The sequence below is a fragment of the Duffyella sp. Ts4 genome, from assembly GCF_051851875.1.
GTDB classification, from domain to species: domain Bacteria; phylum Pseudomonadota; class Gammaproteobacteria; order Enterobacterales; family Enterobacteriaceae; genus Duffyella; species Duffyella gerundensis.
This window is the reverse complement of record NZ_JBLYPN010000010.1, coordinates 51813-74483: the sequence shown is the minus strand read 5'-3', so window position 1 is coordinate 74483 and position 22671 is coordinate 51813. Positions and strand designations below refer to the sequence as shown.

Here is a 22671-nt window from a genome sequence, read left to right as displayed (position 1 = left end):
GCCGCGCCTCGACTATCTTTAATGGAGATAGCACTGGCAAGGAGAATTGGCGATGTCACGCCCGGGAAAAATTATAAGTTGGATCGGCGGTATTTTAGCGTTATTGATTGTGGTCATTGTGGTGGTTATCGCCACTTTTGACTGGAATCGTCTCAAACCCACCATTAATGAAAAAGTCTCTGCTGAACTGCAGCGGCCTTTTGCCATTCGCGGCGATCTCGGCGTAGCCTGGGAGCGTCATCGCGATGAAGCGGGCTGGCGCAGCTGGATTCCCTGGCCGCATATTCATGCCGAAGATGTCATGCTGGGCAATCCGCCAGATATCGCTGATTTAACCATGGTGCACCTGCAGCGGGCCGACGCCACGCTGTCGCCGCTGGCACTGCTGCACAAGCAAATCTATATTCCGTGGATCAGCCTGAAGCAGGCCGATGCGCGGCTGATTCAGACCGCCAATAAAAAGAACAACTGGACTTTCGAGCTGGCAGACGACGGCGATACCGCCACGCCGGCAGCGCCTTCCAGCTGGTCATTTCAGCTGGATAACGTGAAGTTTGATCGAGCCCATATCCTCTATCGTGACGCGGTGAATAAAGCCGATGTGCAGATTACCGTCGATCCGCTCGGCAAGCCGGTGCCTTATGGCCAACTGGCAGGCGGCGACGATCGGCAGAAAGGTGCCGCTGATTTTGTTTTCGGCTGGCAGGCGAAGGGCACTTACAACGACGAGAAGTTAACCGGCGAAGGCAAGCTGGGCGGCATGCTGTCGCTGCGCAGTAAAAACACCCCTTTCCCGTTGCAGGCTGATATTCGCAACGGCACCACGCGCGTCCGCCTGACCGGCAGCCTGCAGGATCCGATGAACCTTGGCGGCCTGGATTTGCGACTGCGTTTCTCGGGCGACACGCTGGCCAACCTCTATGGCCTGACCGGCGTGCTGTTGCCTGACACACCGCCTTATGAAACCGATGGCCGGTTACAGGCGCGGTTCCAGGAGAAAGGCGGCGCACGTTATCGCTATCAGGATTTCAACGGCCATATTGGCGACAGCGATATTCACGGTACGGTGACCTACATTCAGAGCAAACCGCGCCCGCAGCTCACCGGTGAGCTGGAATCCCGACAATTACGTATGGCCGATCTCGGTCCGCTGATTGGCGTCGATTCTGGCAAAGGCAGCGGTAAAAAAGCCGCGTCTAAAACGCAGCCTGCCGATCGCGTATTGCCGCACGACAAGTTTGATACCAAAAGCTGGGATACGATGGATGCTGACATTAAGTTCAGTGGTCGCCGTATCGAACACAGCTCATCGTTGCCGTTAAGCGATCTGTATACCCATCTGACGCTGAAAAAAGGCGATCTGCTGCTCGATCCGCTGCGCTTCGGGATGGCAGGCGGCAATCTGAATGCGACGCTGCGTCTGGAAGGCAGCCAGTCGCCGATGCGCGGCCGCATCGATATGCACGCGCGTAAACTGCAGCTGAAGCAGCTCTTTCCGGAAGTACAGGCGATGCAAAACAGCATGGGCCAATTGAATGGCGATGCCACCCTGACCGGCCGTGGCAACTCGGTGGCCGATCTGCTGGCGACCAGCGATGGCAATCTCAAGCTGCTGATGAACAACGGCCTGATTAGCCGCAGCCTGATGGAAATCGTTGGCCTTAACGTCGGTAACTACGTGGTCGGCAAGCTGTTTGGTGACGATCAGGTGCGCATCAACTGTGCAGCGGCCAATCTCGACGTGCGTGACGGCGTGGCGGCTTCTCGACTGTTTGTGTTTGATACTGAGAACGCCATTATCAATATTACCGGCGATACCAATTTCGCCAGTGAACGGCTGAACTTAACCATTAATCCTGAGAGCAAAGGCGCACGTGTGATCACGCTGCGCTCGCCGCTTTACGTGCGCGGCACCTTTAAAAATCCAGATGCGGGTGTGAAAGCGGGTCCGCTGCTGGCACGCGGTGCGGCCGCCGTAGCGCTTGGTGCCGTGGTAGGACCGGCTGCGGCACTGCTGGCGCTGATCTCGCCGAGTGACAACGACGACAATCAGTGCGCCAACGTACTGCAGCAGATGAAACAGAAATGAGTTAGCTGCGGTAAAGCACTTTAATGATGTGGTAACCAAAGCTGGTTTTCACCGGCCCGACAGGTTGTAGCAGCGGGCAGGTGAAAACCACTTTATCAAACGCCGGTACCATCTGCCCTTTGCGGAATTCACCCAAATCGCCGCCGTTGCGACCCGACGGACAGGTGGAATGTTTTTTCGCCAACTGCTGAAAGTTGGCGCCCTTTTCCAGCTGCGCCAGCAGGGCCAGTGCCTGTTTCTCTTCCTTTACCAGAATGTGCAGCGCTGATGCGGTTTTTGCCATGATGTGACCTTTTATCTGTGGGAGCTGCGGTTGCTGCCTGGCAGCAAGCCGCCGTATACTGCGCCATTATTTCCATTCCTGCGCCATTTCACGAGTTATTTTCTTATGCGTCTTAATCCCAGCCAACAACATGCGGTCGAATTTGTCACCGGGCCTTGCCTGGTGCTGGCGGGGGCCGGTTCCGGTAAAACGCGCGTGATCACCAACAAAATCGCCCATCTGATCCGCGAATGCGGCTATCAGGCGCGCCATATTGCCGCCGTCACCTTTACCAACAAAGCGTCGCGTGAAATGAAAGAGCGCGTGGCGCAAACGCTCGGACGCAAAGAAGCGCGCGGCCTGCTGATCTCCACCTTTCATACGCTGGGACTGGAGATCATCAAAAAGGAGTACGCCGCGCTGGGCATGAAATCGAACTTTTCCCTGTTCGACGATCAGGATCAGCTGGCGCTGTTAAAAGATTTAACCGAGCAGTGGCTGGAGGGTGATAAAAACCTGCTGCAGCTGCTGGTATCAACGATCTCCAACTGGAAAAACGATCTGATCGATCCGCCGCGGGCCGCCGCCGCCGCGCGATCGGAACGCGATCAGCTGTTTGCCCACTGCTACGGGCTTTACGATACGCACCTGAAATCCTGCAACGTACTTGATTTTGATGATCTTATTCTCCTGCCGACGCTGCTGCTACAGCGCAACGAAACGGTGCGTGAACGCTGGCAACAGCGCATTCGCTATCTGCTGGTGGATGAGTATCAGGACACCAACACCAGCCAGTATGAAATGGTTAAACTGCTGGTAGGCGCGCGGGCGCGTTTTACCGTTGTCGGCGATGACGATCAATCGATCTATTCATGGCGCGGCGCGCGGCCACAAAACCTTGTGCTGCTCAGCGAAGATTTTCCGGCGCTGCAGGTGATCAAGCTGGAGCAGAATTACCGTTCCACCGGACGTATCCTGAAATCGGCCAATATCCTGATTGCCAACAACCCGCACGTGTTCGAGAAACGGCTTTTTTCCGAGCTGGGATACGGCAGCGCGTTAAAAGTGTTAAGCGCCAATCATGAAGAACATGAGGCGGAGCGGGTCACCGGCGAACTGATTGCGCACCACTTCATTAATAAAACCCAGTACAAAGATTACGCCATTCTTTATCGCGGCAATCATCAGTCGCGGGTGTTTGAAAAGTTCCTGATGCAGAACCGCATTCCTTACCGTATTTCTGGCGGCACGTCATTTTTCTCGCGCCCCGAAATCAAGGATCTGCTCGCCTATCTGCGCGTGCTGACTAACCCCGATGATGACAGCGCTTTTCTGCGCATCGTTAATACGCCGCGTCGTGAGATCGGCCCGGCGACGCTGCAAAAGCTGGGCGAATGGGCGAATGGGCGTAATAAAAGCCTGCTGAACGCCAGCTTCGATATGGGGCTGGGACAGACGCTGACCGGGCGCGGCCTTGAGCATCTGCAGCGCTTTACCGGCTGGCTGCGCGAAGTGGCGCAGCTGGCGGAGCGCGAGCCGATCAACGCCGTGCGCGATCTGATTCGCGGCATCGATTATGAGAGCTGGCTGTTCGAGACCTCAACCAGCCCAAAAGCGGCTGAGATGCGCATGAAGAACGTCAATATGCTGTTTCAGTGGATGACTGAAATGCTGGAAGGCAGCGATATTGATGAGCCGATGTCGCTGACGCAGGTGGTCACGCGCTTTACGCTGCGCGACATGATGGAGCGTGGAGAAAGTAATGAAGAGCTGGATCAGGTGCAGCTGATGACGTTGCACGCCTCAAAAGGGCTGGAATTTCCCTATGTTTATCTGGTGGGTATGGAAGAGGGATTACTGCCGCACCAAAGCAGCATCGATGAAGATAACGTTGAGGAAGAGCGGCGGCTGGCCTACGTCGGCATCACGCGTGCGCAAAAGGAACTGACCTTCACGCTATGCCGCGAACGCCGTCAGTATGGCGAGCTGGTGCGTCCCGAGCCGAGTCGTTTTCTGTTGGAACTGCCGCAGGATGATGTGGAATGGGAAACCGAGCGTAAGGTGGTCAGCGCCGAAGAGCGCATGAAAACCGGTCAGAGTCGGGTTGCCGGGCTGCGTGCCATGCTGGAAAAATCGAAAAAGAGCGAGTGACATCTGCCTGTCGCGGCAGAAATGCGCTGTCGGCGCAGGAAAATGGGTTAATCAACAGTACGGCGCCTGCAACTGATGCTCGCGGCGGATAAAACCGGCTGGCTAATTAACCCTCAACGGCCAGTGCACGTAGGATTGGTAATCGCATTCCTGTTGCAGCAGCTCAGCCCGCAACGGATGCGCGTCCAGCCAGCCAGCGGGCAGCGTAACGCTTAACGCATCGTCGTCAGCCTGCAGGCGCACGTCAGGCAGCGTGTGATTACGACGACGGCTGGAGAACACGATGGCCAGGCGCAGCAGGCGGCACATCCGCTCGGCCATGCGCGGCGGAACGGCATTCTGTTGGGTGAGCAGGGCAAGATCGATGTTCTGACTCTGGTTTTTCAACAGCGTCGCCAGTAAATTCTTCTGCGCTGGCGTAAAACCCGGCAGATCAAGATGGCGAACAAGGTAGGCGGCGTGCTGCGGCGCACGCCTGAAATCGACGCTAAGGCCAATCTCATGAATCAGGCAGGCACTTTCCAGCAAATCGCGACAGCGGCTATCGAGGTGCCATGTGTCATTTAACTGATCGCAAAACAGCACCGCCAGCTGACTAACGCGTTCAGCCTGTTCCACATCGATATTGAAACGGCGCTGCACGTTTTGCAGGGTTCTGCTGCGAACATCGCGATCGATCGGCAAATGCAGCATGCCGTAAACCAGCCCTTCACGCAGTGCGCCGCCGGCCAGCGTCATGCTTTCGATCTGCAGTTCCTGAAAAATGGCGATCAGAATAGAGAGCCCGCTGGGGAAAACCAGTGCGCGCTCAAGCGTCAGGCCTTCAATCTCCAACTCTTCCAATTTACCGCACTGAATGGCGCGCTGTTTGAGCTGTTGCAGCTTGTTCAGGGTAATGCGCTCATCCATGCCCTGCGCCACCATGATCTCCTGTAGCGCCTGCACCGTGCCCGATGCGCCGACACAAACATCCCAGTGATGGGCGCGCAACCGTTCCGCTACCGGCGCGATGATCGCTCTGGCCGCCAGTTCGGCCTGCTCGAAGTTGTGCTTACCGAGATTACGGTTGCCAAAAAAGCGTTCGAGCCAGGTCACACAGCCCATCGACAGGCTGAATAGCGCAGTAGTTTTTGCCCCTTCGCCGGTAACCAGCTCGGTGCTGCCGCCGCCAATATCTACCACCAGACGGCGATCGGAGCCACCGGTGGTGTGCGCCACGCCTTGATAAATCAGGCGTGCTTCATCTTCACCGCTGATAACGTTGATAGTACAGCCGAGCAGCTGTTGCGCGTGATCGATAAAGCGGGAGGCATTTTTGGCCAGGCGTAACGTCGCGGTGGCGACGACCTGAATTTGATCGGCTGGAATGTCCTGCAGCTGCTCTGAAAAGAGCCGCAGGCATTGCCAGCCGCGTTCCATCGCTTCATGCGAAAGCTGGCTGTCGGCATCTAATCCTGCAGCCAGGCGCACTTTTCGTTTGATTCGGGCGACAGTCTGAATACTGCCTGCCACCTCGCGCACCACCAACATATGAAAACTGTTTGAACCGAGATCAATTGCTGCATACAGTGTCGATGCGCCTGGCATAGATGGCTAACCCGAACGTTTACGGTTGTTGTTACGTGGCGCACTGCCACGGCGATTGTTGTTTCCACCACGACGCGGTGCGCTACCCGTACGGCGCGCCAGGCGTTTGGCCGGTGGCAAATCCGTTAACAGCGCGTCGCTGTTGTACTTGCTGACCGGAATACCGTGGCCGATATACTCTTCAATGCCCGGCAGGTTCAGAGCGTACTCTTCACAGGCAAGACTGATTGAGTGACCGCTGGCGCCAGCACGGCCGGTACGGCCAATGCGGTGCACGTAATCTTCGCGATCGTCAGGCAGATCGTAGTTAAAGACGTGGGTTACCGCCGGAATGTGCAGGCCGCGTGCTGCCACGTCGGTTGCTACCAGAATATCGATGTCACCTTTGGTGAAATCATCCAGAATCCGCAGGCGTTTTTTCTGCGCCACGTCGCCGGTGAGCAGGCCGACACGGTGACCGTCGGCAGCCAGATGGCCCCAGACATCTTCACAACGGTGTTTGGTATTGGCAAACACAATGGCGCGATCGGGCCACTCTTCTTCGATCAGTGTCTGCAGCAGACGCATCTTCTCCTCGTTAGACGGATAGAAGAGCTCTTCTTTAATGCGATGGCCGGTTTTCTGGTCTGGTTCCACTTCAACCGACTCAACGTTATTCATGTGCTCAAACGCCAGCTCGCGTACGCGCCACGACAGCGTTGCTGAGAACAGCATGCTCAGACGCTGGGTAGCCGGCGGCATACGACGGAACATCCAGCGGATATCTTTAATAAAGCCGAGATCGAACATGCGATCGGCTTCATCCAGCACAACCACCTGAATCGCGCCGAGGTTGATATGGTTTTGCTTGGTATAATCGATCAAACGACCGGTGGTACCAATAATGATATCGACGCCACTTTCCAGCACTTTCAGCTGTTTGTCGTAACCGTCGCCGCCGTAAGCGAGACCCAGTTTCAGGCCGGTGCTTTCAGCCAGTGGCTCAGCGTCTGCGTGAATTTGTACCGCCAGTTCGCGGGTCGGTGCCATAATTAAGGCACGGGGTTGATTCACCTGACGACCTTCAGGGGCCGGGTGAGTAAGCAGATGATGAAACGTTGACGTTAAAAACGCCATCGTTTTGCCGGTACCGGTTTGCGCCTGACCTGCTAAATCACGTCCGGAGAGCGTAAAAGGTAATGCTAACGCCTGAATAGGCGTGCAATTGTGAAACCCTTTCTTTTCAAGGGCTTCAACGACCTGAGGGTGCAGGGCGAAGTCGGAAAACTTCTTTTCGGTTAAGTGTGTTTTGCTCATAGTGTGGTAGAATATCAGCTTCCTGTTGCTTTACGAAAGCATATCCGCTGAAATAAAAGCGGAGAAATTAAGTTAACCTGATGCTGCTTAATGCTACATCATCAAGGTAAAGATAATCCTTTGGAGTAGAACATGAGCGATAAAATTGTTCATCTGACCGATGACAGCTTCGAAACCGATGTATTGAAAGCTGAAGGTTTAACACTGGTCGATTTCTGGGCTGAGTGGTGCGGTCCTTGCAAAATGATCGCCCCGATTCTTGACGAAATTGCCACTGAGTATGATGGTAAGCTGACCGTTGCTAAGCTGAATATCGATGAAAACCCGGGCACTGCGCCTAAATACGGTATTCGCGGTATTCCAACGCTGCTGCTGTTTAAAAACGGTGAAGTCGCCGCTACCAAAGTGGGCGCACTCTCCAAAGGTCAGCTGAAAGAGTTTCTGAACGCGAATCTGAGCTGATCCTCTGCCGGCGCTGGCGGTCAACGATTTTACGCTGACCGCTGGACGCCCGGCTTCAGCCATGCTATGTTGATTTAACTGCAATACGAACTTACCTGTAGTTTGATTCCAAGTTTTTCCCTTGTTGAATGATTTCCTTTCCAGTTTCCATCGTTCAGCAATCTGACGGTCAGCACCAAATTTCCGGCAACGCTTTTAAACCGTCTCCTCGTGTCAGATCGCTTTTCCTTAAATGATCGTCGAGCAGACAGAAAGTAACGCCATTAACAGGCATGGATCTTTTGCCATACCACTTACGACAATCACTTCGAGATTTACCCCGAGTTTAAGAACCCACCATTATGAATCTTACCGAATTAAAAAATACGCCTGTATCTGAGTTAATTACTCTCGGCGAAAATATGGGGCTGGAAAACCTGGCGCGCATGCGTAAACAGGACATCATCTTCGCTATCCTTAAACAGCACGCGAAAAGCGGCGAGGATATTTTCGGCGATGGTGTGCTGGAGATATTGCAGGACGGTTTCGGTTTTCTCCGTTCTGGTGACAGCTCCTACCTCGCCGGTCCCGATGATATCTACGTTTCCCCCAGCCAAATCCGCCGCTTCAACCTCCGCACTGGTGACACCATTTCTGGTAAAATCCGTCCACCGAAAGAGGGTGAGCGTTATTTTGCCCTGTTGAAGGTGAACGAGGTTAACTACGATAAGCCGGAAAACGCGCGTAATAAGATTCTGTTTGAAAACTTAACGCCGCTGCACGCGAACTCACGTTTGCGCATGGAGCGTGGTAACGGTTCAACTGAAGATCTGACCGCTCGCGTGCTGGATTTAGCATCGCCAATCGGTCGCGGTCAGCGTGGCCTGATCGTGGCACCGCCTAAAGCCGGTAAAACCATGCTGCTGCAGAACATTGCGCAGAGCATCGCGTATAACCACCCGGATTGCGTGCTGATGGTGCTGCTGATCGACGAGCGCCCAGAAGAAGTGACCGAGATGCAGCGTCTGGTGAAAGGCGAAGTTATCGCGTCCACCTTTGATGAGCCAGCATCGCGCCACGTGCAGGTAGCCGAAATGGTTATCGAGAAGGCAAAACGCCTGGTTGAGCATAAAAAAGATGTCATCATCCTGCTCGATTCCATCACGCGTCTGGCGCGTGCCTACAACACCGTCGTACCGGCCTCCGGTAAAGTGTTGACGGGTGGTGTGGATGCTAACGCCCTGCATCGTCCAAAACGTTTCTTTGGTGCTGCACGTAACGTGGAAGAGGGCGGAAGCCTGACTATCATCGCGACTGCGCTGGTCGATACCGGTTCTAAAATGGATGAAGTTATCTACGAAGAATTTAAAGGCACCGGTAACATGGAACTTCACCTGGCGCGTAAAATCGCTGAAAAACGTGTGTTCCCGGCGATCGATTACAACCGTTCTGGTACGCGTAAAGAAGAGCTGCTCACTACGCAGGAAGAGCTGCAAAAAATGTGGATTCTGCGCAAAATCATCCATCCAATGGGTGAAATTGACGCGATGGAATTCCTCATTAATAAGCTGGCGATGACCAAAACCAATGATGAATTCTTCGATATGATGAAGCGTTCATAAAACGCGCGGACAACCGTACGTAAAGCGCCGAAAAAGAGAAGGTTATGACATCCTGATTTTTTTCTGCGCCAAAAGCGGATAAAAACGCAGGAACGCCACGTTAACACGTGGCGTTTTTCTTTTATGGGCTATACGATTATCAGGTTGATGGAGTCTTATACTTACTGCGGACAATGGCACGGAATGCTCTGGCTCACAGGCTGGAAAATTCGTGGCAAAAAGCAGAATTCGGAATCGGGATGCTTAATCGGGCATAATAATTGCTTATAGTATTCCAGTCTTTTAGCTGAGAGCTGTGAATGTGAATTTACTCGATATGAGTACTGAGCTTGCGTTAATTTTTGTCTTTTCCTTAGCTTTCCTGTTTTTTGCTCGTAAAGCGGCTAAAAAAATTGGTCTGGTGGATCAACCTAATTATCGTAAGCGTCATCAAGGCATGATCCCGTTGGTGGGCGGCATTTCGGTTTTTGCCGGAATCTGTTTTACCTTCGCGATAACCAATTACTATTTGCCTCACGCGTTGCTCTATCTCGCCTGTGCTGGCGTACTGGTTCTGGTCGGTGCGTTGGACGATCGTTTTGATATCAGCGTCAAAATCAGGGCGGTGGTGCAAGCTGCCATTGCCGTGGTGATGATGGTTGGCGCCAAATTATATCTGCTAAGCCTCGGGTTCATTGTAGGTCCAATGGAGCTGATCGTTGGCCCGTTCGGCTACGTCCTGACGCTGTTTGCCGTCTGGGCTGCCATTAACGCCTTTAATATGGTCGATGGCATTGATGGCCTGCTGGGTGGTCTCTCCTGCGTCACTTTCGGCGCAATGGGCATTATTCTCTACTTTGATGGCCAGCTGAGCCTGGCGATGTGGTGCTTTGCCATGATTGCCGCCACGCTACCTTACATTCTGCTTAACCTTGGCGTGTTTGGCCGTCGCTATAAAGTCTTCATGGGCGATGCGGGCAGCACGCTGATTGGTTTCACCATTATCTGGATCCTGCTGGAAACTACCCAGGGTTTAAGTCATCCCATTACCCCTGTCACCGCGCTGTGGTTGATCGCCATTCCTCTGATGGACATGGTCGCCATTATGTACCGCCGCCTGCGCAAAGGCATGAGTCCCTTTTCCGCCGACAGGCAGCACATTCATCATCTGATCATGCGTGCAGGCTTCACGTCGCGTCAGGCATTTATGCTGATTACGCTGGCCGCCGCGCTGCTGGCCGCCATCGGTGTGCTGGGAGAATACCTCGCGTTTATTCCGGAGTGGGTCATGCTGGCGCTCTTTCTGCTGGCATTTTTCCTCTACGGTTACTGCCTGAAGCACGCATGGCGTGTGGCGCGTAAGGTCAAACGTATCAAACGACGTCTGCGCCACGGCGGCAAAAACAATGAAGCCAGATAGCACTTTTGACTCTGTGAAAAAGGAATGCGCTGTATGACCTCCTCCCACGTAGATAACGAACTGGATATTCGTGGCCTGTGCTGCAAACTCTGGCGTGGTAAGCACTGGATTATCGGCTGTGCTGTACTGCTGATGCTGTCGGCGTATGTCTATTCATTGCTGGTGAAGCAGGCGTGGAGCACCACCGCCATTACCGATCGCCCAACGGTTAACATGTTGGGCAGCTACTATTCGCAGCAACAGTTCCTGCATTATCTCGATATGCGTAATGCGCCGGTGAGCGTCACCGCGCCCTTGCCGACGGCGATGGATGAGGCGTATCAGGAGTTTGTGATGCAGCTCGCGTCATGGGATACACGTCGCGATTTCTGGCAGCAAACGGACTATTACAAGCAGCGAAAAAGCGGTAATGCGCATAACGATGCTGCTCTGCTTGATGAACTGATTAGCCATATTGAGCTGGCACCGGCCGATGCGGCCCGCAATCCGCATGACAGCGTCAGGTTAACGGCAGAAACCGCGGCGGATGCCAATAACCTGCTGCGGCAGTATGTTGCTTTCGCCAGCGAGCGCGCCGCCCGCCATTTGAATGATGAACTGGATGGTGCCTGGCAGGTTCGTGCAGGACAACTGCAGGCACAAATTGCTCGCCAGGAAAGCGTGGCTAATACGGTTTATCAACGTCAGCTGCGCAGCGTGACGCAGGCGTTAAAAATTGCCAGCGAGCAGGGCATTAATGAAGCCAAAACCACCACGCCCTCTGAGCAGTTGCCCGATTCAGAACTCTTTATGTTAGGCCGACCTCTGTTGCAGGCGCGGCTGGAGAGCCTGCAGGTAAACGGCCCGGCTTATGATATCGACTATGATCAGAACAGGGCGATGCTGACCACGTTGCAGGCCGGACCACATCCCGATAAACAGTTCCAGAGCTACCGTTATCTGCGCACGCCTGAAGAGCCGGTGAAACGCGACAGCCCGCGTCGCCTGTTCCTGATGATTATGTGGGGCGCAGTGGGTGCGCTTATCGGTGCGGGTATTGCTCTGTTGCGCCGTCCTCGCCATGCCATTCAGCCTTTAAATTAAGAGTATCCGTGTGAAAGTGTTGACAGTTTTTGGTACGCGTCCGGAAGCCATCAAGATGGCCCCGCTGGTGAAAGCACTGGCGCAGGATGACGCCTTCGAATCGCGCCTCTGCGTGACGGCCCAACATCGCGAGATGCTCGATCAGGTGCTGAATCTGTTTGCCCTCACGCCCGATTATGATCTCAATATCATGCGCCCGGAGCAGGGGCTGACGGAAATCACCAGCCGCATTCTGGAAGGCATGAAGGCGGTGCTTACCGATTTTCAGCCCGACGTGGTGCTGGTGCATGGTGATACCACCACAACGTTAGCGGCCAGCCTGGCGGCTTTCTATCACCGTATTCCAGTGGGGCATGTGGAGGCTGGATTGCGTACCGGCGATCTGTCATCGCCGTGGCCGGAAGAGGCCAATCGTACCTTAACCGGACATCTTGCACGTCTGCACTTTACCCCGACCGAACAGGCACGGCAGAATCTGCTGCGTGAGAACCTCGACGATCGACGCATCTTCGTTACCGGAAATACGGTGATTGATGCGTTGCTGTGGGTGCGCGATCGGGTCGTTGGCGATGCTGTGCTTAATCAACAGCTGGCGGCACGGTATCCTTTCCTGCGCGCCGATAAAAAGCTGATTCTGGTTACCGGCCATCGTCGGGAAAGCTTTGGCGGTGGTTTTGAGCGCATCTGCAGCGCGCTGGCGCAGATTGCCCGTCAGCATCCTGAGGTGCAGATTGTTTATCCAGTGCACCTCAATCCCAACGTGCTGGAGCCGGTCAACCGCATTTTGAGCGGCATCGACAACATCATCCTGATCGAGCCGCAGGAGTACCTGCCGTTTGTCTGGTTGATGAATCATGCCTGGCTGATTCTCACCGATTCCGGTGGTATTCAGGAAGAGGCACCGTCGCTGGGTAAACCGGTGCTGGTGATGCGCGATACCACTGAAAGGCCGGAAGCGATCGCCGCCGGTACGGTGCGCCTGGTGGGTACCGATACGCAAAAAATCGTTGCTGGCATCACCCACTTACTCAACGACGATAACGCCTGGCAGGAGATGAGCCGCGCGCATAATCCTTATGGTGATGGTCAGGCCTGTGGCCGAATTTTACAGGCACTAAAAGAGAACAGAGTAACGTTATGAGTTTTGACACCCTTTCGGTTATTGGCCTCGGTTACATCGGCCTGCCCACCGCCGCGATTTTTGCCTCCCGGGGCAAGCAGGTTATCGGCGTCGATGTGAATCCGCAGGCGGTTGCTACCATCAATCGTGGTGAAATCCATATTGTGGAACCCGATTTGGATCACGTAGTGCAAACGGCGGTGCAGCAAGGCAACTTTTCTGCCCGCACCACGCCGGTCGCCGCGGATGCCTTTTTGATCGCTGTGCCAACGCCGTTTATGGGTGATCATCAGCCCGATTTGAGCTACGTCAAAGCCGCGGCATTGTCGATTGCCCCGGTGCTGAAAAAAGGTGATTTGGTGATTCTTGAATCGACCTCACCGGTCGGCACCACCGAGCAGATGGCCGATTGGCTGGCTGATGCCCGGCCCGATTTGCGTTTCCCTCAGCACGAGGCTGAACAGCCCGATATCTTTATCGCCTACTGTCCCGAGCGCGTCTTGCCTGGCCATATTATGGCCGAGCTGATTAAAAACGATCGGGTGATTGGTGGCATGACGCCCGCCTGTTCGGCGCGTGCCAGCGAGCTTTATCGTATTTTCCTTGAGGGGGCCTGCGTGGAAACCAACGCGCGCACCGCCGAAATGTGCAAGCTCACTGAAAACAGCTTCCGCGACGTCAATATCGCCTTTGCCAACGAGCTTTCGCTGATTTGCGCCGAGCAGCAGATCAATGTGTGGGAGCTGATTCGCCTGGCGAATCGTCATCCGCGCGTCAATATTCTGCAGCCGGGACCTGGCGTAGGCGGACACTGTATTGCGGTCGATCCCTGGTTTATCGTCGCGCAGAATCCACAGCAGGCGCGTTTGATTCGTACGGCGCGCGAAGTGAACGATGCCAAGCCGCACTGGGTGTTGGATCAGGTTAAGCAGACGCTGGCAGATTGTCTGATAGCCAGCGGCAAGCGTGCCAGCGACATCACCATCGCCTGCTTCGGGCTGGCGTTTAAACCCAATATTGACGATCTGCGCGAAAGCCCGGCAATGGAAGTCGCCCAGCTCATTGCGCGCTGGCACAGCGGCACCAACTGGGTGGTTGAACCACACGTAAAATCACTGCCGCAGAAACTGACTGGGCTGGCAACGCTGGTTTCGCTGGAGCAGGCACTGGCCGAGGCGGATGTGCTGGTGATGCTGGTGGATCATCAGGCCTTTCGCGATATCGACAGCACCGCTATCGCTCAGCCATGGCGGGTGGATACGCGAGGCGTCTGGCAATGAGCCAATTTCTGATCACCGGTGGCGCTGGTTTTATCGGCTCTGCATTAGTCCGTTTTCTCCTGCAGGAAACCACCCATCAGGTGGTTGTGGTCGATAAGCTTAGTTATGCCGGTAATTTGGCATCACTCGCGGAGATAAAGCACCATCCAGACTTCGCGTTTGAGCAGGTTGATATTTGCGATCGCGCAGCGTTAGATCGCGTTCTGGCCCAGTATCAGCCCGATCGCATTATGCATCTGGCAGCAGAAAGTCATGTTGATCGCTCTATCGACGGCCCCATTGCTTTTGTAGAAACCAATCTCGTCGGCACCTATCACCTGCTGGAAGCCGCACGCCATTACTGGCAAAAATTGGATAGCATTCGCCAGAAAGAATTTATTTTTCATCATATCTCGACGGATGAAGTATTCGGCGACTTGCCGGACAGCCAGGCCTTTTTTACCGAATCCACGCCTTACGCGCCAAGCAGCCCCTATTCTGCGACCAAAGCCGGCAGCGATCACCTGGTGCGCGCCTGGCACAGAACCTACGGTTTGCCGGTGGTCGTCACTAACTGTTCGAATAATTATGGGCCTTATCATTTTCCCGAAAAACTGATTCCGCTGATGATTATTAATGCTCTCGCCGGTAAGCCGCTGCCCATCTATGGCGATGGCGGACAGATTCGCGATTGGCTATATGTTGACGATCACGCCCGGGCACTTTATTGCGTAGTCAGTAAAGGTAAAGTGGGTGAAACCTACAATATTGGTGGGCATAACGAGCAACGCAACATCGATGTTGTGCTTGCTATTTGTGCGCTGCTGGAAGAACTGGCACCGCAAAAACCCGCAGGTATTGCTCACTATCGTGATCTCATCACGTCCGTTGCCGATCGCCCAGGTCACGATCAGCGTTATGCCATTGATGCCAGCAAAATTGAGCGCGAGCTGGGTTGGCGCCCTCAGGAAAGTTTTGAAAGCGGTATGCGAAAAACGGTCAGCTGGTTTTTGACGCATCGCACCTGGTGGCAGGCTATCCTCGACGGTAGCTACCGCCTTGAGCGACTGGGCCTGAACGATGGCCGCTAAATTCCCGCATCGGAGATAATATGAAAGGTATTGTGCTGGCTGGCGGCTCAGGAACGCGCTTGCATCCCATCACGCGTGGCATCTCAAAGCAGCTGCTGCCGATCTATGATAAACCGATGATCTACTATCCATTGTCGGTTCTGATGCTGGCAGGTATTCGCGATATCCTGATTATTTCCACGCCGGATGATGTACCCCATTTTCAACGTCTGTTAGGCGATGGCAGTGAATTTGGGGTAAGGCTGCAGTATGCGGTTCAGCCACGTCCGGAGGGTTTGGCTCAGGCATTTCTCATTGGCGAATCCTTTATTGGCGGCGACAACTGTTGTCTGGTGCTGGGTGATAATATTTGGTTCGGTCAGGGTTTCAGTCCCAAGCTGCGTAAGGTGGCGGAAAGAACGCAGGGCGCAACCATTTTCGGCTATCAGGTCATGGATCCAGAGCGATTCGGCGTCGTGGAATTTGATGATAACTTTCGGGCGCTGTCGCTGGAGGAAAAACCGGCACAACCGAAATCTCGCTGGGCGGTTACCGGCCTTTATTTTTATGATAATCAAGTGGTTGAGTTTGCGCGTCAGGTTAAGCCGTCGATACGCGGTGAACTGGAAATTACCTCAATCAATCAAATGTATATGGAACGCGATGCCCTGACGGTTGAGTTGCTCGGGCGCGGTTTTGCCTGGCTGGACACCGGCACGCATGACAGTTTGATCGAAGCCAGCACCTTTGTGCAAACCGTTGAAAAACGGCAGGGTTTTAAAATTGCCTGTCTCGAGGAGATCGGCTGGCGAAACGGCTGGTTGAGCGACGATGACGTACGACATTCAGCCGAAGCGTTGACCAAAACGGGCTACGGCCAATACTTACTGGATATCCTGCATGCCCGTCCTCGCCAGTATTAAGCCGTTGCAGTGGGAGAGTGACTTCTTTTCGCTCTCAACCGGCCTGCTTGATTTCAGCACGCCCACACCGCTGGATGCTTCAGCATCGAGCCCATTTTCGCTGTTACAGGCTAAGGTCAGCGCTGAAGATATCGATCGGCTGGATGCGCTGCAGCTGGCGGGTTTTCGCGTGGTTGAAGGTGAAGCCGATTTTGTTCTGAGCGTGGAACGGACCACCCGCCAGCCTGGCATGCGCATCGCGCGTGAAAGCCAGATTTCGCTGCTGCGCGATGCCGCCGCCGCCGCTTTTACCTTCAGCCGCTTCCGTGAACCCTGGTTCCCTGCTGACGCCAGCGCCCGCTTTTATGCCCGATGGCTGGAAAATGCGGTGCGCGGCACGTTTGATCATCAGTGTCTGCTGGCGGTGGATGAGCAAGGCGAACTCCAGGGCTTTGTCACTCTGCGCGAGCTGTCCGATGACGCGCGCGTGGGCCTGTTGGCCGTGCTGCCAACGGCGCAGCGCAGCGGCGTCGGGCGGCGTCTGATGGCGGCCGCAGCCGACTGGACGCGTGTGCGCGGCCTGAAACGTCTGCGTGTGGCCACACAATTAAGCAATCTTGCCGCGATGCGGCTCTATTTTCGTAGCGGTGCGCAGCTGGAAAGCACCGCATATTGGCTATACAGGTAACGTCATGATTCCATTTAATGCTCCGCCGGTGGTTGGCACCGAAATCGACTATATGCGCTCAGCTATGAGCAGCGGCAAGCTGTGCGGCGATGGCGGTTTTACCCGCCGCTGTCAGCAATGGATGGAGCAGCGTTTTGGCAGCAGTCGTGCGTTATTAACGCCGTCCTGCACCGCATCGCTGGAAATGGCCGCCTTGCTGATCGATATACAGCCTGGCGATGAAGTGATCATGCCGAGCTATACCTTTGTTTCCACCGCCAACGCCTTTGTGCTGCGCGGCGCCACTATCGTCTTTGTCGATGTTCGCCCGGACACCATGAACATGGATGAGCGCCTGATCGAGGCAGCGATCACACCGCAGACGCGCGCCATTGTGCCGGTGCATTACGCGGGCGTGATATGTGAGATGGATGCCATCATGGCGCTGGCGGAGAAATATCAGCTTTACGTGATTGAAGATGCGGCGCAGGCGGTGATGTCGACCTACAAAGGCCGCGCGGCGGGATCGATCGGCCACATTGGCTGCTTTAGTTTTCACGAAACGAAAAATTACACCGCAGGCGGCGAAGGCGGTGCCACCCTGATTAACGATAAGGCACTGGTGGATCGGGCAGAAATCATTCGTGAAAAAGGCACCAATCGCAGCCAGTTCTTCCGCGGCCAGGTGGATAAATACACCTGGCGCGATATCGGCTCAAGCTATCTGATGGCCGATTTGCAGGCGGCCTATCTGTGGGCGCAGCTGGAGCAGGCAAACCAGATTAATGCACAACGACTGAAGCTGTGGCAGCGCTATTACGATGCGCTACAACCGATAGCGGCGAGTGGCCGTATCGAACTGCCGGCTCTGCCCGCATCAGCAGAGCATAATGCCCATATGTTCTACATCAAACTTCACGACAGTGATGCGCGCAGCGAACTGATCGATTGGCTCAAAGAAGCCGACATTCTTGCCGTGTTTCACTACATTCCGCTACACAGTTCGCCCGCGGGCCTGCGCTTTGGCCGGTTTAGCGGCGAAGATCGCTTTACCACCCGCGAAAGCGAGCGGCTGTTGCGCCTGCCACTGTTTTATAACCTCTCTGATAACAATCAGGGCACGGTAATCAACTCGCTGCTGAGCTATTTTTCCTGATATGTCGCTGGCAAAAGCCTCGGTGTGGACCGCCACGTCCACGCTGGTTAAAATTGCGGCAGGTTTGCTGATCGTAAAATTATTGGCGGTGAGTTATGGCCCAGCTGGCGTAGGGCAGGCGGGCAACTTTCGTCAATTGATTACCGTACTGGGCGTGCTGGCCGGTGCCGGGATTTTCAACGGCGTTACCAAATATGTGGCGGAAAACCGCCAGCGACCAGCGGATCTGCGCGCGGTAACCGGCACCGCATCGGCGATAGTTCTGGGTTTTTCCCTGCTGCTGGCGGTGGTGTTTCTGCTCGCTGCCGCGCCAATAAGCCAGGCGCTGTTTGGTCACGATCGCTATCAAAACGTGGTGCGCATCGTGGCGTTTTTACAGATTGGCATCGCCTGGGCCAACTTGATTCTTTCTGTCATCAAGGGATTTCGCGATGCCAAAGGCAACGCGCTGGCGTTGATCGGCGGCAGCGTGGCGGGCGTCATTGCTTACGCTGCCTGCTGGCGGCTGGGCGGCTACAGGGGCGCGCTGGTCGGGCTGGCGCTGGTGCCGGCGCTGGTGGCTCTGCCAGCGCTGTGGCTGCTGGCTAGTCGCGAGCACCTGCCTTTGCGTTATCTGCTGCCACAGTGGCACAGTGCGCGTGCGCGTCAGCTGGCGACTTACACGCTGATGGCGATGATCACCGCGGTAACTATTCCGGTGGCGTGGGTCATGATGCGTAATCTGCTGGCTGCCCACAGCGGCTGGGAACAGGTGGGATTATGGCAGGCGGTAAGCAGTATTTCCGACGCCTACCTGCAGTTTATTACTGCCACCTTCAGCGTCTGGTTATTGCCGACACTGGCGCGCCTGGAACATAAACAGCAGATTCGTCGCGAGATTAGCCGCGCGCTGCGCTTTGTGCTGCCCGCCGTTGCCGTTGCCAGCTTCTGCGTCTGGCTACTGCGCGATGTTGCGATTTCGCTGCTGTTCTCCAGCCAGTTTGCAGCGATGCGTGATCTGTTTGTTTGGCAGCTGATCGGCGACGTCTGTAAAGTCGGCGCCTACGTTTTCGGATATCTGGTGATCGCCAAAGCGTCACTGCGCTTCTATATTCTTACCGAAGTCAGCCAGTTCCTGTTGCTGCTTATATTCTCGCACTGGCTGATTCCGCTTTATGGCGCAACCGGCGCTGCGCAGGCTTACATGGCCACCTACATGCTCTATTTCGCGCTCTGCTGTGGCGCCTTCATTATTTACTGCCGGAAAGTATGACAACCTTGATTCATCTGCTGGGATCGCCTGTTCCCCACCATAATCTGACCATTTTGCGCTATTTCAACGATGTGTTGAGCGAGGTTCAGCCTGTCGCCGCGCCGCGTCATTTTATGGTAGTCAGCGACGATACTGCCGCTATGGCCACGTTCAGCGCGCTGCGCGTTGAGTGTTTTGCCAGCAAGAAACAGCTGGCGCAGGCGGTGATTGCTCGCGGTGCCGATCGCCAGCAGCGCTTTTTCTGTCACGGCCAGTTTAACGCGCTACTTTGGCTGGCGCTGCTGCGCGGCGCGCTTAAGCCGCATCAGCTTTACTGGCACGTCTGGGGTGCAGATCTGTATGAAGATTCCCGTAGCCTGAAGTTTCGCCTTTTCTATCTGCTGCGGCGTCGCGCGCAGGGCCGTATCGCCCACCTGTTTGCCACCCGCGGCGATATTGAACATTATCAGCAGCGTCATCGCGATGTGCCGACCTCGCTGCTCTATTTTCCCACGCGGATGACCGCAACGGTTCCGCCAGCACAACCGGCAGAACCTTTTACCGTGCTGCTGGGCAATTCTGGCGACCCCAGCAACCGTCACCGTGAAGCCCTGGTCGCGTTGCGTCAGCAGTTTGACGATCGGGTGAAAATCATGGTGCCGCTCGGTTATCCGGCCAACAACGAGCGTTATATCGACGACGTGCGCCAGGTGGCAAATCGTCTGTTCCCGGCAGGCAACGTGGAACTGCTTACCGAAAAGCTCGAATTTTCCGCTTATTTGCAGCTGATTGCCCGCTGTCAGCTGGGCTGGTTCAGTTTTAAACGGCAGCAGGGCATTGGGACGCTTTGCCTGCTGATTCAGGCAAATATTCCCTTTGTGCTGGCGCGTGAAAACCCGTTCTGGCGCGATCTGCAGGAGCAGCGCGTGCCGGTGCTGTTCAGTGACGAACCTCTGGACAGAGACGCTATCGCGAATGCCCGCCAGCAGCTGGTGCAGCTGGACAAATGCAGCGTCGATTTTCTCGATCCCGCGTATCTGCACGGCTGGCAACAGGCACTAGCGCTGGCAGAAGGAGAGGGCCAATGAATCTTGCGCAATTTGGTGGGCTGTTTGTGGTCTGGTTGCTGTCGGTGATGCTGGTGTCCGGCCTGACATGGCGCGAGTTTCGCCGTGAGCGCTTCAATTTCAACATCTTCTTTTCGCTGCTGTTCGTTCTGACCTTCTATTTTGGTTTCCCGCTGACCAGCCTGTTGGTGTTCCGTTTTGATGTGACTGTGGTGCCTCCGAGCTATCTGCTGCAGGCGCTGCTCGCCGCCAGCTGCTTTTACGCCATTTATTATGTCAGCTACAAAACCCGCCTGCGGGCGGTCAGCGCCGCGCCGCCGCGCGAGTTTCTCCAGATGAATCGGGTGGAAACGCATCTTTTCGGCTGGCTGCTGGCGCTGACAGCGCTAATCACCGTCTCCATCTTCTTTATGCATAACGGCTTTTTGCTGTTCAAATTAAAGGCGTACAACCAGATATTCTCGGCGGATGTCTCCGGCGTGGCGCTCAAACGCTTCTTCTATTTTTTCATCCCGGCGATGCTGCTGGTCTATTTTTTACGGCCTGGCGTACGTAACTGGTTCCTGTTTCTGGCGGCCACAGTGGGGTTTGGTCTGTTGACCTACGCTATTGTCGGCGGCACACGCGCTAATATCATCATCGCCTTTGCGCTGTTTCTGTTTATTGGCATTATTCGTGGCTGGATATCGTTATGGATGCTGGCCGCAGCGGGCGTGCTGGCGATTGTTGGCATGTTTGGTCTGGCGCTGCGACGTTATAATCTCGACGTCAGCGGTGACGAAGCCTTCTACACTTTCCTCTATTTAACGCGCGACACTTTCTCTCCGTGGGAAAACCTCGCGTTGCTGCTGCAAAATTACGACAAGATTGAATTTCAGGGGCTGGCGCCGATAGTGCGTGATTTCTATGTGTTTATTCCGCACTGGCTGTGGCCGGACAAGCCCGCCATAGTGCTTAACAGCGCCAATTATTTTACCTGGGAAGTGCTGAATAACCATTCCGGGCTAGCCATTTCGCCGACGTTAATTGGATCGCTGCTGGTGATGGGTGGCGCAGCCTTTATTCCACTCGGTGCCATTGCGGTAGGACTGATTATGAAATGGTTCGACTGGCTCTACCGGCTGGGGCGCGATGCCAGCAGTCGTTATCGCGCCGCCGTACTACAGGCATTCTGCTTTGGCGCGGTCTTTAACATGATTGTGCTGGCACGTGAAGGCCTCGATGCGTTTGTCTCCAGAGTGGTCTTCTTCTGCCTGATTTTCGGTCTCTGCTTGCTGGTGGCAAAGCTGCTATTTCTGTTTTTTGATCGGGCAGGACTTATCCGTTCCCGATCGCCGCGCGGGCCTGTCCAGACCGCATCACAATGATAATAATCCGGAGTTAAAAAGGAGATGGCAGTGAGCGAGCAGGCACCGCGTTATGAAATCCGCGGTATTTCGCTGTATGGCTTTGGTCATAAGGCAGAGTTTCTCGATTTTTTGTTTGCCGATGGCGCTGTTCGGCCGGGCACGCTGATCGCGATCAATGCGGAAAAAGTGTTAACAGCTGAGCAGGACAGCGAACTGCGCTCGCTGCTGGATGCCGCAGAGTATAAATACCCCGATGGCATCAGTATTGTGCGCTCTGTTCGCAAAAAATATCCGCAGGCACGCCTGAACCGTATCGCTGGCGCTGACTTGTGGGAAGCGATGATGGAGCGTGCCGGACGGGAAGGTACGCCGGTGTTTCTGATCGGTGGCAAACAATCGGTGCTGGGACAAACGGAAGAGAAGCTGCGTCGTCAGTGGAACGTCAATATTGTCGGCGTGCAGGATGGCTATTTTGCGCCTGCCGATCGCGAGGCGCTGTTTGCCCGTGTGGCTGCCAGCGGCGCGAAAATTGTCACCGTGGCGCTTGGCTCGCCGAAGCAGGAGAAGCTGATGCGCGACTGCAAGGCACACTATCCTCAGGCGCTTTATATGGGCGTGGGCGGCACCTATGATGTGTTTACCGGGCATGTAAAGCGGGCACCGGCGATCTGGCAGCGCATGGGGCTGGAATGGCTTTATCGGCTGATTGTTCAGCCTTCCCGCTGGCGGCGTCAGCTCAGGCTGATGAAATATCTCGGATATCACTTCCGCGGTGAGTTATAAAAAATAGCTAAAAAGGCGGCGCACCGGCGGTTTTCAACGGCTTATGGTGTGAAAATGCCGCTTTAATCGACGAAACGCACAAAGCGTAAGCAAACGCACTTTTTTATTAAATAAGCACTAGACAGCATGGCACCAAA

Annotated in this window: 19 protein-coding genes; 16 read left to right on the top strand and 3 right to left on the bottom strand. The window is 55.0% G+C overall.

Annotated features, from left to right (window positions below; translation table 11 throughout):
* Positions 1–52 precede the first annotated feature (52 nt).
* On the top strand, positions 53–2089 hold the full coding sequence (locus ACJY2L_RS14745; protein WP_439213992.1) for an AsmA family protein: 2037 nt from the start codon (positions 53–55) through the stop codon (positions 2087–2089).
* 1 nt (position 2090) lies between these two features.
* On the opposite strand, the gene ppiC is transcribed toward ACJY2L_RS14745, so the two are convergent.
* A complete protein-coding gene (gene ppiC, locus ACJY2L_RS14740; protein ID WP_187486604.1) occupies positions 2091–2372 on the bottom strand; it encodes a peptidylprolyl isomerase PpiC in 282 nt (93 codons plus the stop codon).
* Between the two features lie 105 nt (positions 2373–2477).
* Here ppiC and rep point away from each other — a divergent pair, with 105 nt between their 5' ends.
* Positions 2478–4502: a DNA helicase Rep gene (gene rep, locus ACJY2L_RS14735; protein WP_439213993.1), complete on the top strand. Its 2025-nt coding sequence runs from the start codon at positions 2478–2480 to the stop codon at positions 4500–4502.
* A gap of 102 nt (positions 4503–4604) precedes the next feature.
* Here the strand turns inward: rep and gppA are convergent, their stop codons facing one another.
* Positions 4605–6089, bottom strand: a complete 1485-nt coding sequence (gene gppA / locus ACJY2L_RS14730) for a guanosine-5'-triphosphate,3'-diphosphate diphosphatase (protein WP_439213994.1) — start codon at positions 6087–6089, stop codon at positions 4605–4607.
* A gap of 6 nt (positions 6090–6095) precedes the next feature.
* Positions 6096–7385: an ATP-dependent RNA helicase RhlB gene (gene rhlB, locus ACJY2L_RS14725; protein ID WP_067434664.1), complete on the bottom strand. Its 1290-nt coding sequence runs from the start codon at positions 7383–7385 to the stop codon at positions 6096–6098.
* 132 nt (positions 7386–7517) lie between these two features.
* Here rhlB and trxA point away from each other — a divergent pair, with 132 nt between their 5' ends.
* From trxA to wecG, 14 genes are all read left to right on the top strand, one after another.
* On the top strand, positions 7518–7847 hold the full coding sequence (trxA, locus tag ACJY2L_RS14720; RefSeq protein ID WP_067434661.1) for a thioredoxin TrxA: 330 nt from the start codon (positions 7518–7520) through the stop codon (positions 7845–7847).
* Positions 7848–8188: 341 nt separating this feature from the next.
* Complete coding sequence (gene rho, locus ACJY2L_RS14715; RefSeq protein ID WP_067434659.1) at positions 8189–9448, top strand: transcription termination factor Rho; 1260 nt, start codon at positions 8189–8191, stop codon at positions 9446–9448.
* A gap of 316 nt (positions 9449–9764) precedes the next feature.
* A complete protein-coding gene (gene wecA / locus ACJY2L_RS14710; RefSeq protein WP_067434656.1) occupies positions 9765–10847 on the top strand; it encodes a UDP-N-acetylglucosamine--undecaprenyl-phosphate N-acetylglucosaminephosphotransferase in 1083 nt (360 codons plus the stop codon).
* A gap of 33 nt (positions 10848–10880) precedes the next feature.
* Complete coding sequence (gene wzzE, locus ACJY2L_RS14705) at positions 10881–11930, top strand: ECA polysaccharide chain length modulation protein (RefSeq protein WP_439213995.1); 1050 nt, start codon at positions 10881–10883, stop codon at positions 11928–11930.
* A 10-nt stretch (positions 11931–11940) separates the two neighbouring features.
* Positions 11941–13071 carry a non-hydrolyzing UDP-N-acetylglucosamine 2-epimerase gene (gene wecB, locus ACJY2L_RS14700; protein ID WP_439213996.1) on the top strand — a complete coding sequence of 377 codons (1131 nt, stop codon included), beginning with the start codon at positions 11941–11943 and terminating at the stop codon, positions 13069–13071.
* Positions 13068–14330, top strand: coding sequence for a UDP-N-acetyl-D-mannosamine dehydrogenase (wecC, locus tag ACJY2L_RS14695; RefSeq protein ID WP_439213997.1), 1263 nt, complete (start codon positions 13068–13070; stop codon positions 14328–14330). Before wecB ends, wecC begins: the two co-directional genes overlap by 4 nt.
* A complete protein-coding gene (gene rfbB, locus ACJY2L_RS14690; protein ID WP_439213998.1) occupies positions 14327–15400 on the top strand; it encodes a dTDP-glucose 4,6-dehydratase in 1074 nt (357 codons plus the stop codon). Before wecC ends, rfbB begins: the two co-directional genes overlap by 4 nt.
* Before the next feature lie 20 nt (positions 15401–15420).
* Complete coding sequence (gene rfbA / locus ACJY2L_RS14685; RefSeq protein WP_439213999.1) at positions 15421–16302, top strand: glucose-1-phosphate thymidylyltransferase RfbA; 882 nt, start codon at positions 15421–15423, stop codon at positions 16300–16302.
* Positions 16280–16969, top strand: coding sequence for a dTDP-4-amino-4,6-dideoxy-D-galactose acyltransferase (gene rffC, locus ACJY2L_RS14680; RefSeq protein ID WP_439214000.1), 690 nt, complete (start codon positions 16280–16282; stop codon positions 16967–16969). The genes rfbA and rffC overlap by 23 nt, the downstream gene beginning before the upstream one ends.
* Positions 16970–16973: 4 nt before the next feature.
* Complete coding sequence (gene rffA / locus ACJY2L_RS14675; protein ID WP_439214001.1) at positions 16974–18104, top strand: dTDP-4-amino-4,6-dideoxygalactose transaminase; 1131 nt, start codon at positions 16974–16976, stop codon at positions 18102–18104.
* Position 18105: 1 nt separating this feature from the next.
* The gene (gene wzxE / locus ACJY2L_RS14670; RefSeq protein WP_439214002.1) at positions 18106–19356 is read left to right on the top strand and encodes a lipid III flippase WzxE; all 1251 of its coding nucleotides are present in this window, start codon (positions 18106–18108) and stop codon (positions 19354–19356) included.
* Positions 19353–20423: a TDP-N-acetylfucosamine:lipid II N-acetylfucosaminyltransferase gene (locus ACJY2L_RS14665; RefSeq protein ID WP_439214003.1), complete on the top strand. Its 1071-nt coding sequence runs from the start codon at positions 19353–19355 to the stop codon at positions 20421–20423. Before wzxE ends, ACJY2L_RS14665 begins: the two co-directional genes overlap by 4 nt.
* Positions 20420–21769 carry an ECA oligosaccharide polymerase gene (wzyE, locus tag ACJY2L_RS14660; RefSeq protein WP_067434625.1) on the top strand — a complete coding sequence of 450 codons (1350 nt, stop codon included), beginning with the start codon at positions 20420–20422 and terminating at the stop codon, positions 21767–21769. The genes ACJY2L_RS14665 and wzyE overlap by 4 nt, the downstream gene beginning before the upstream one ends.
* Positions 21770–21793: 24 nt before the next feature.
* On the top strand, positions 21794–22534 hold the full coding sequence (wecG, locus tag ACJY2L_RS14655) for a lipopolysaccharide N-acetylmannosaminouronosyltransferase (protein WP_439214004.1): 741 nt from the start codon (positions 21794–21796) through the stop codon (positions 22532–22534).
* Positions 22535–22671 lie beyond the last annotated feature (137 nt).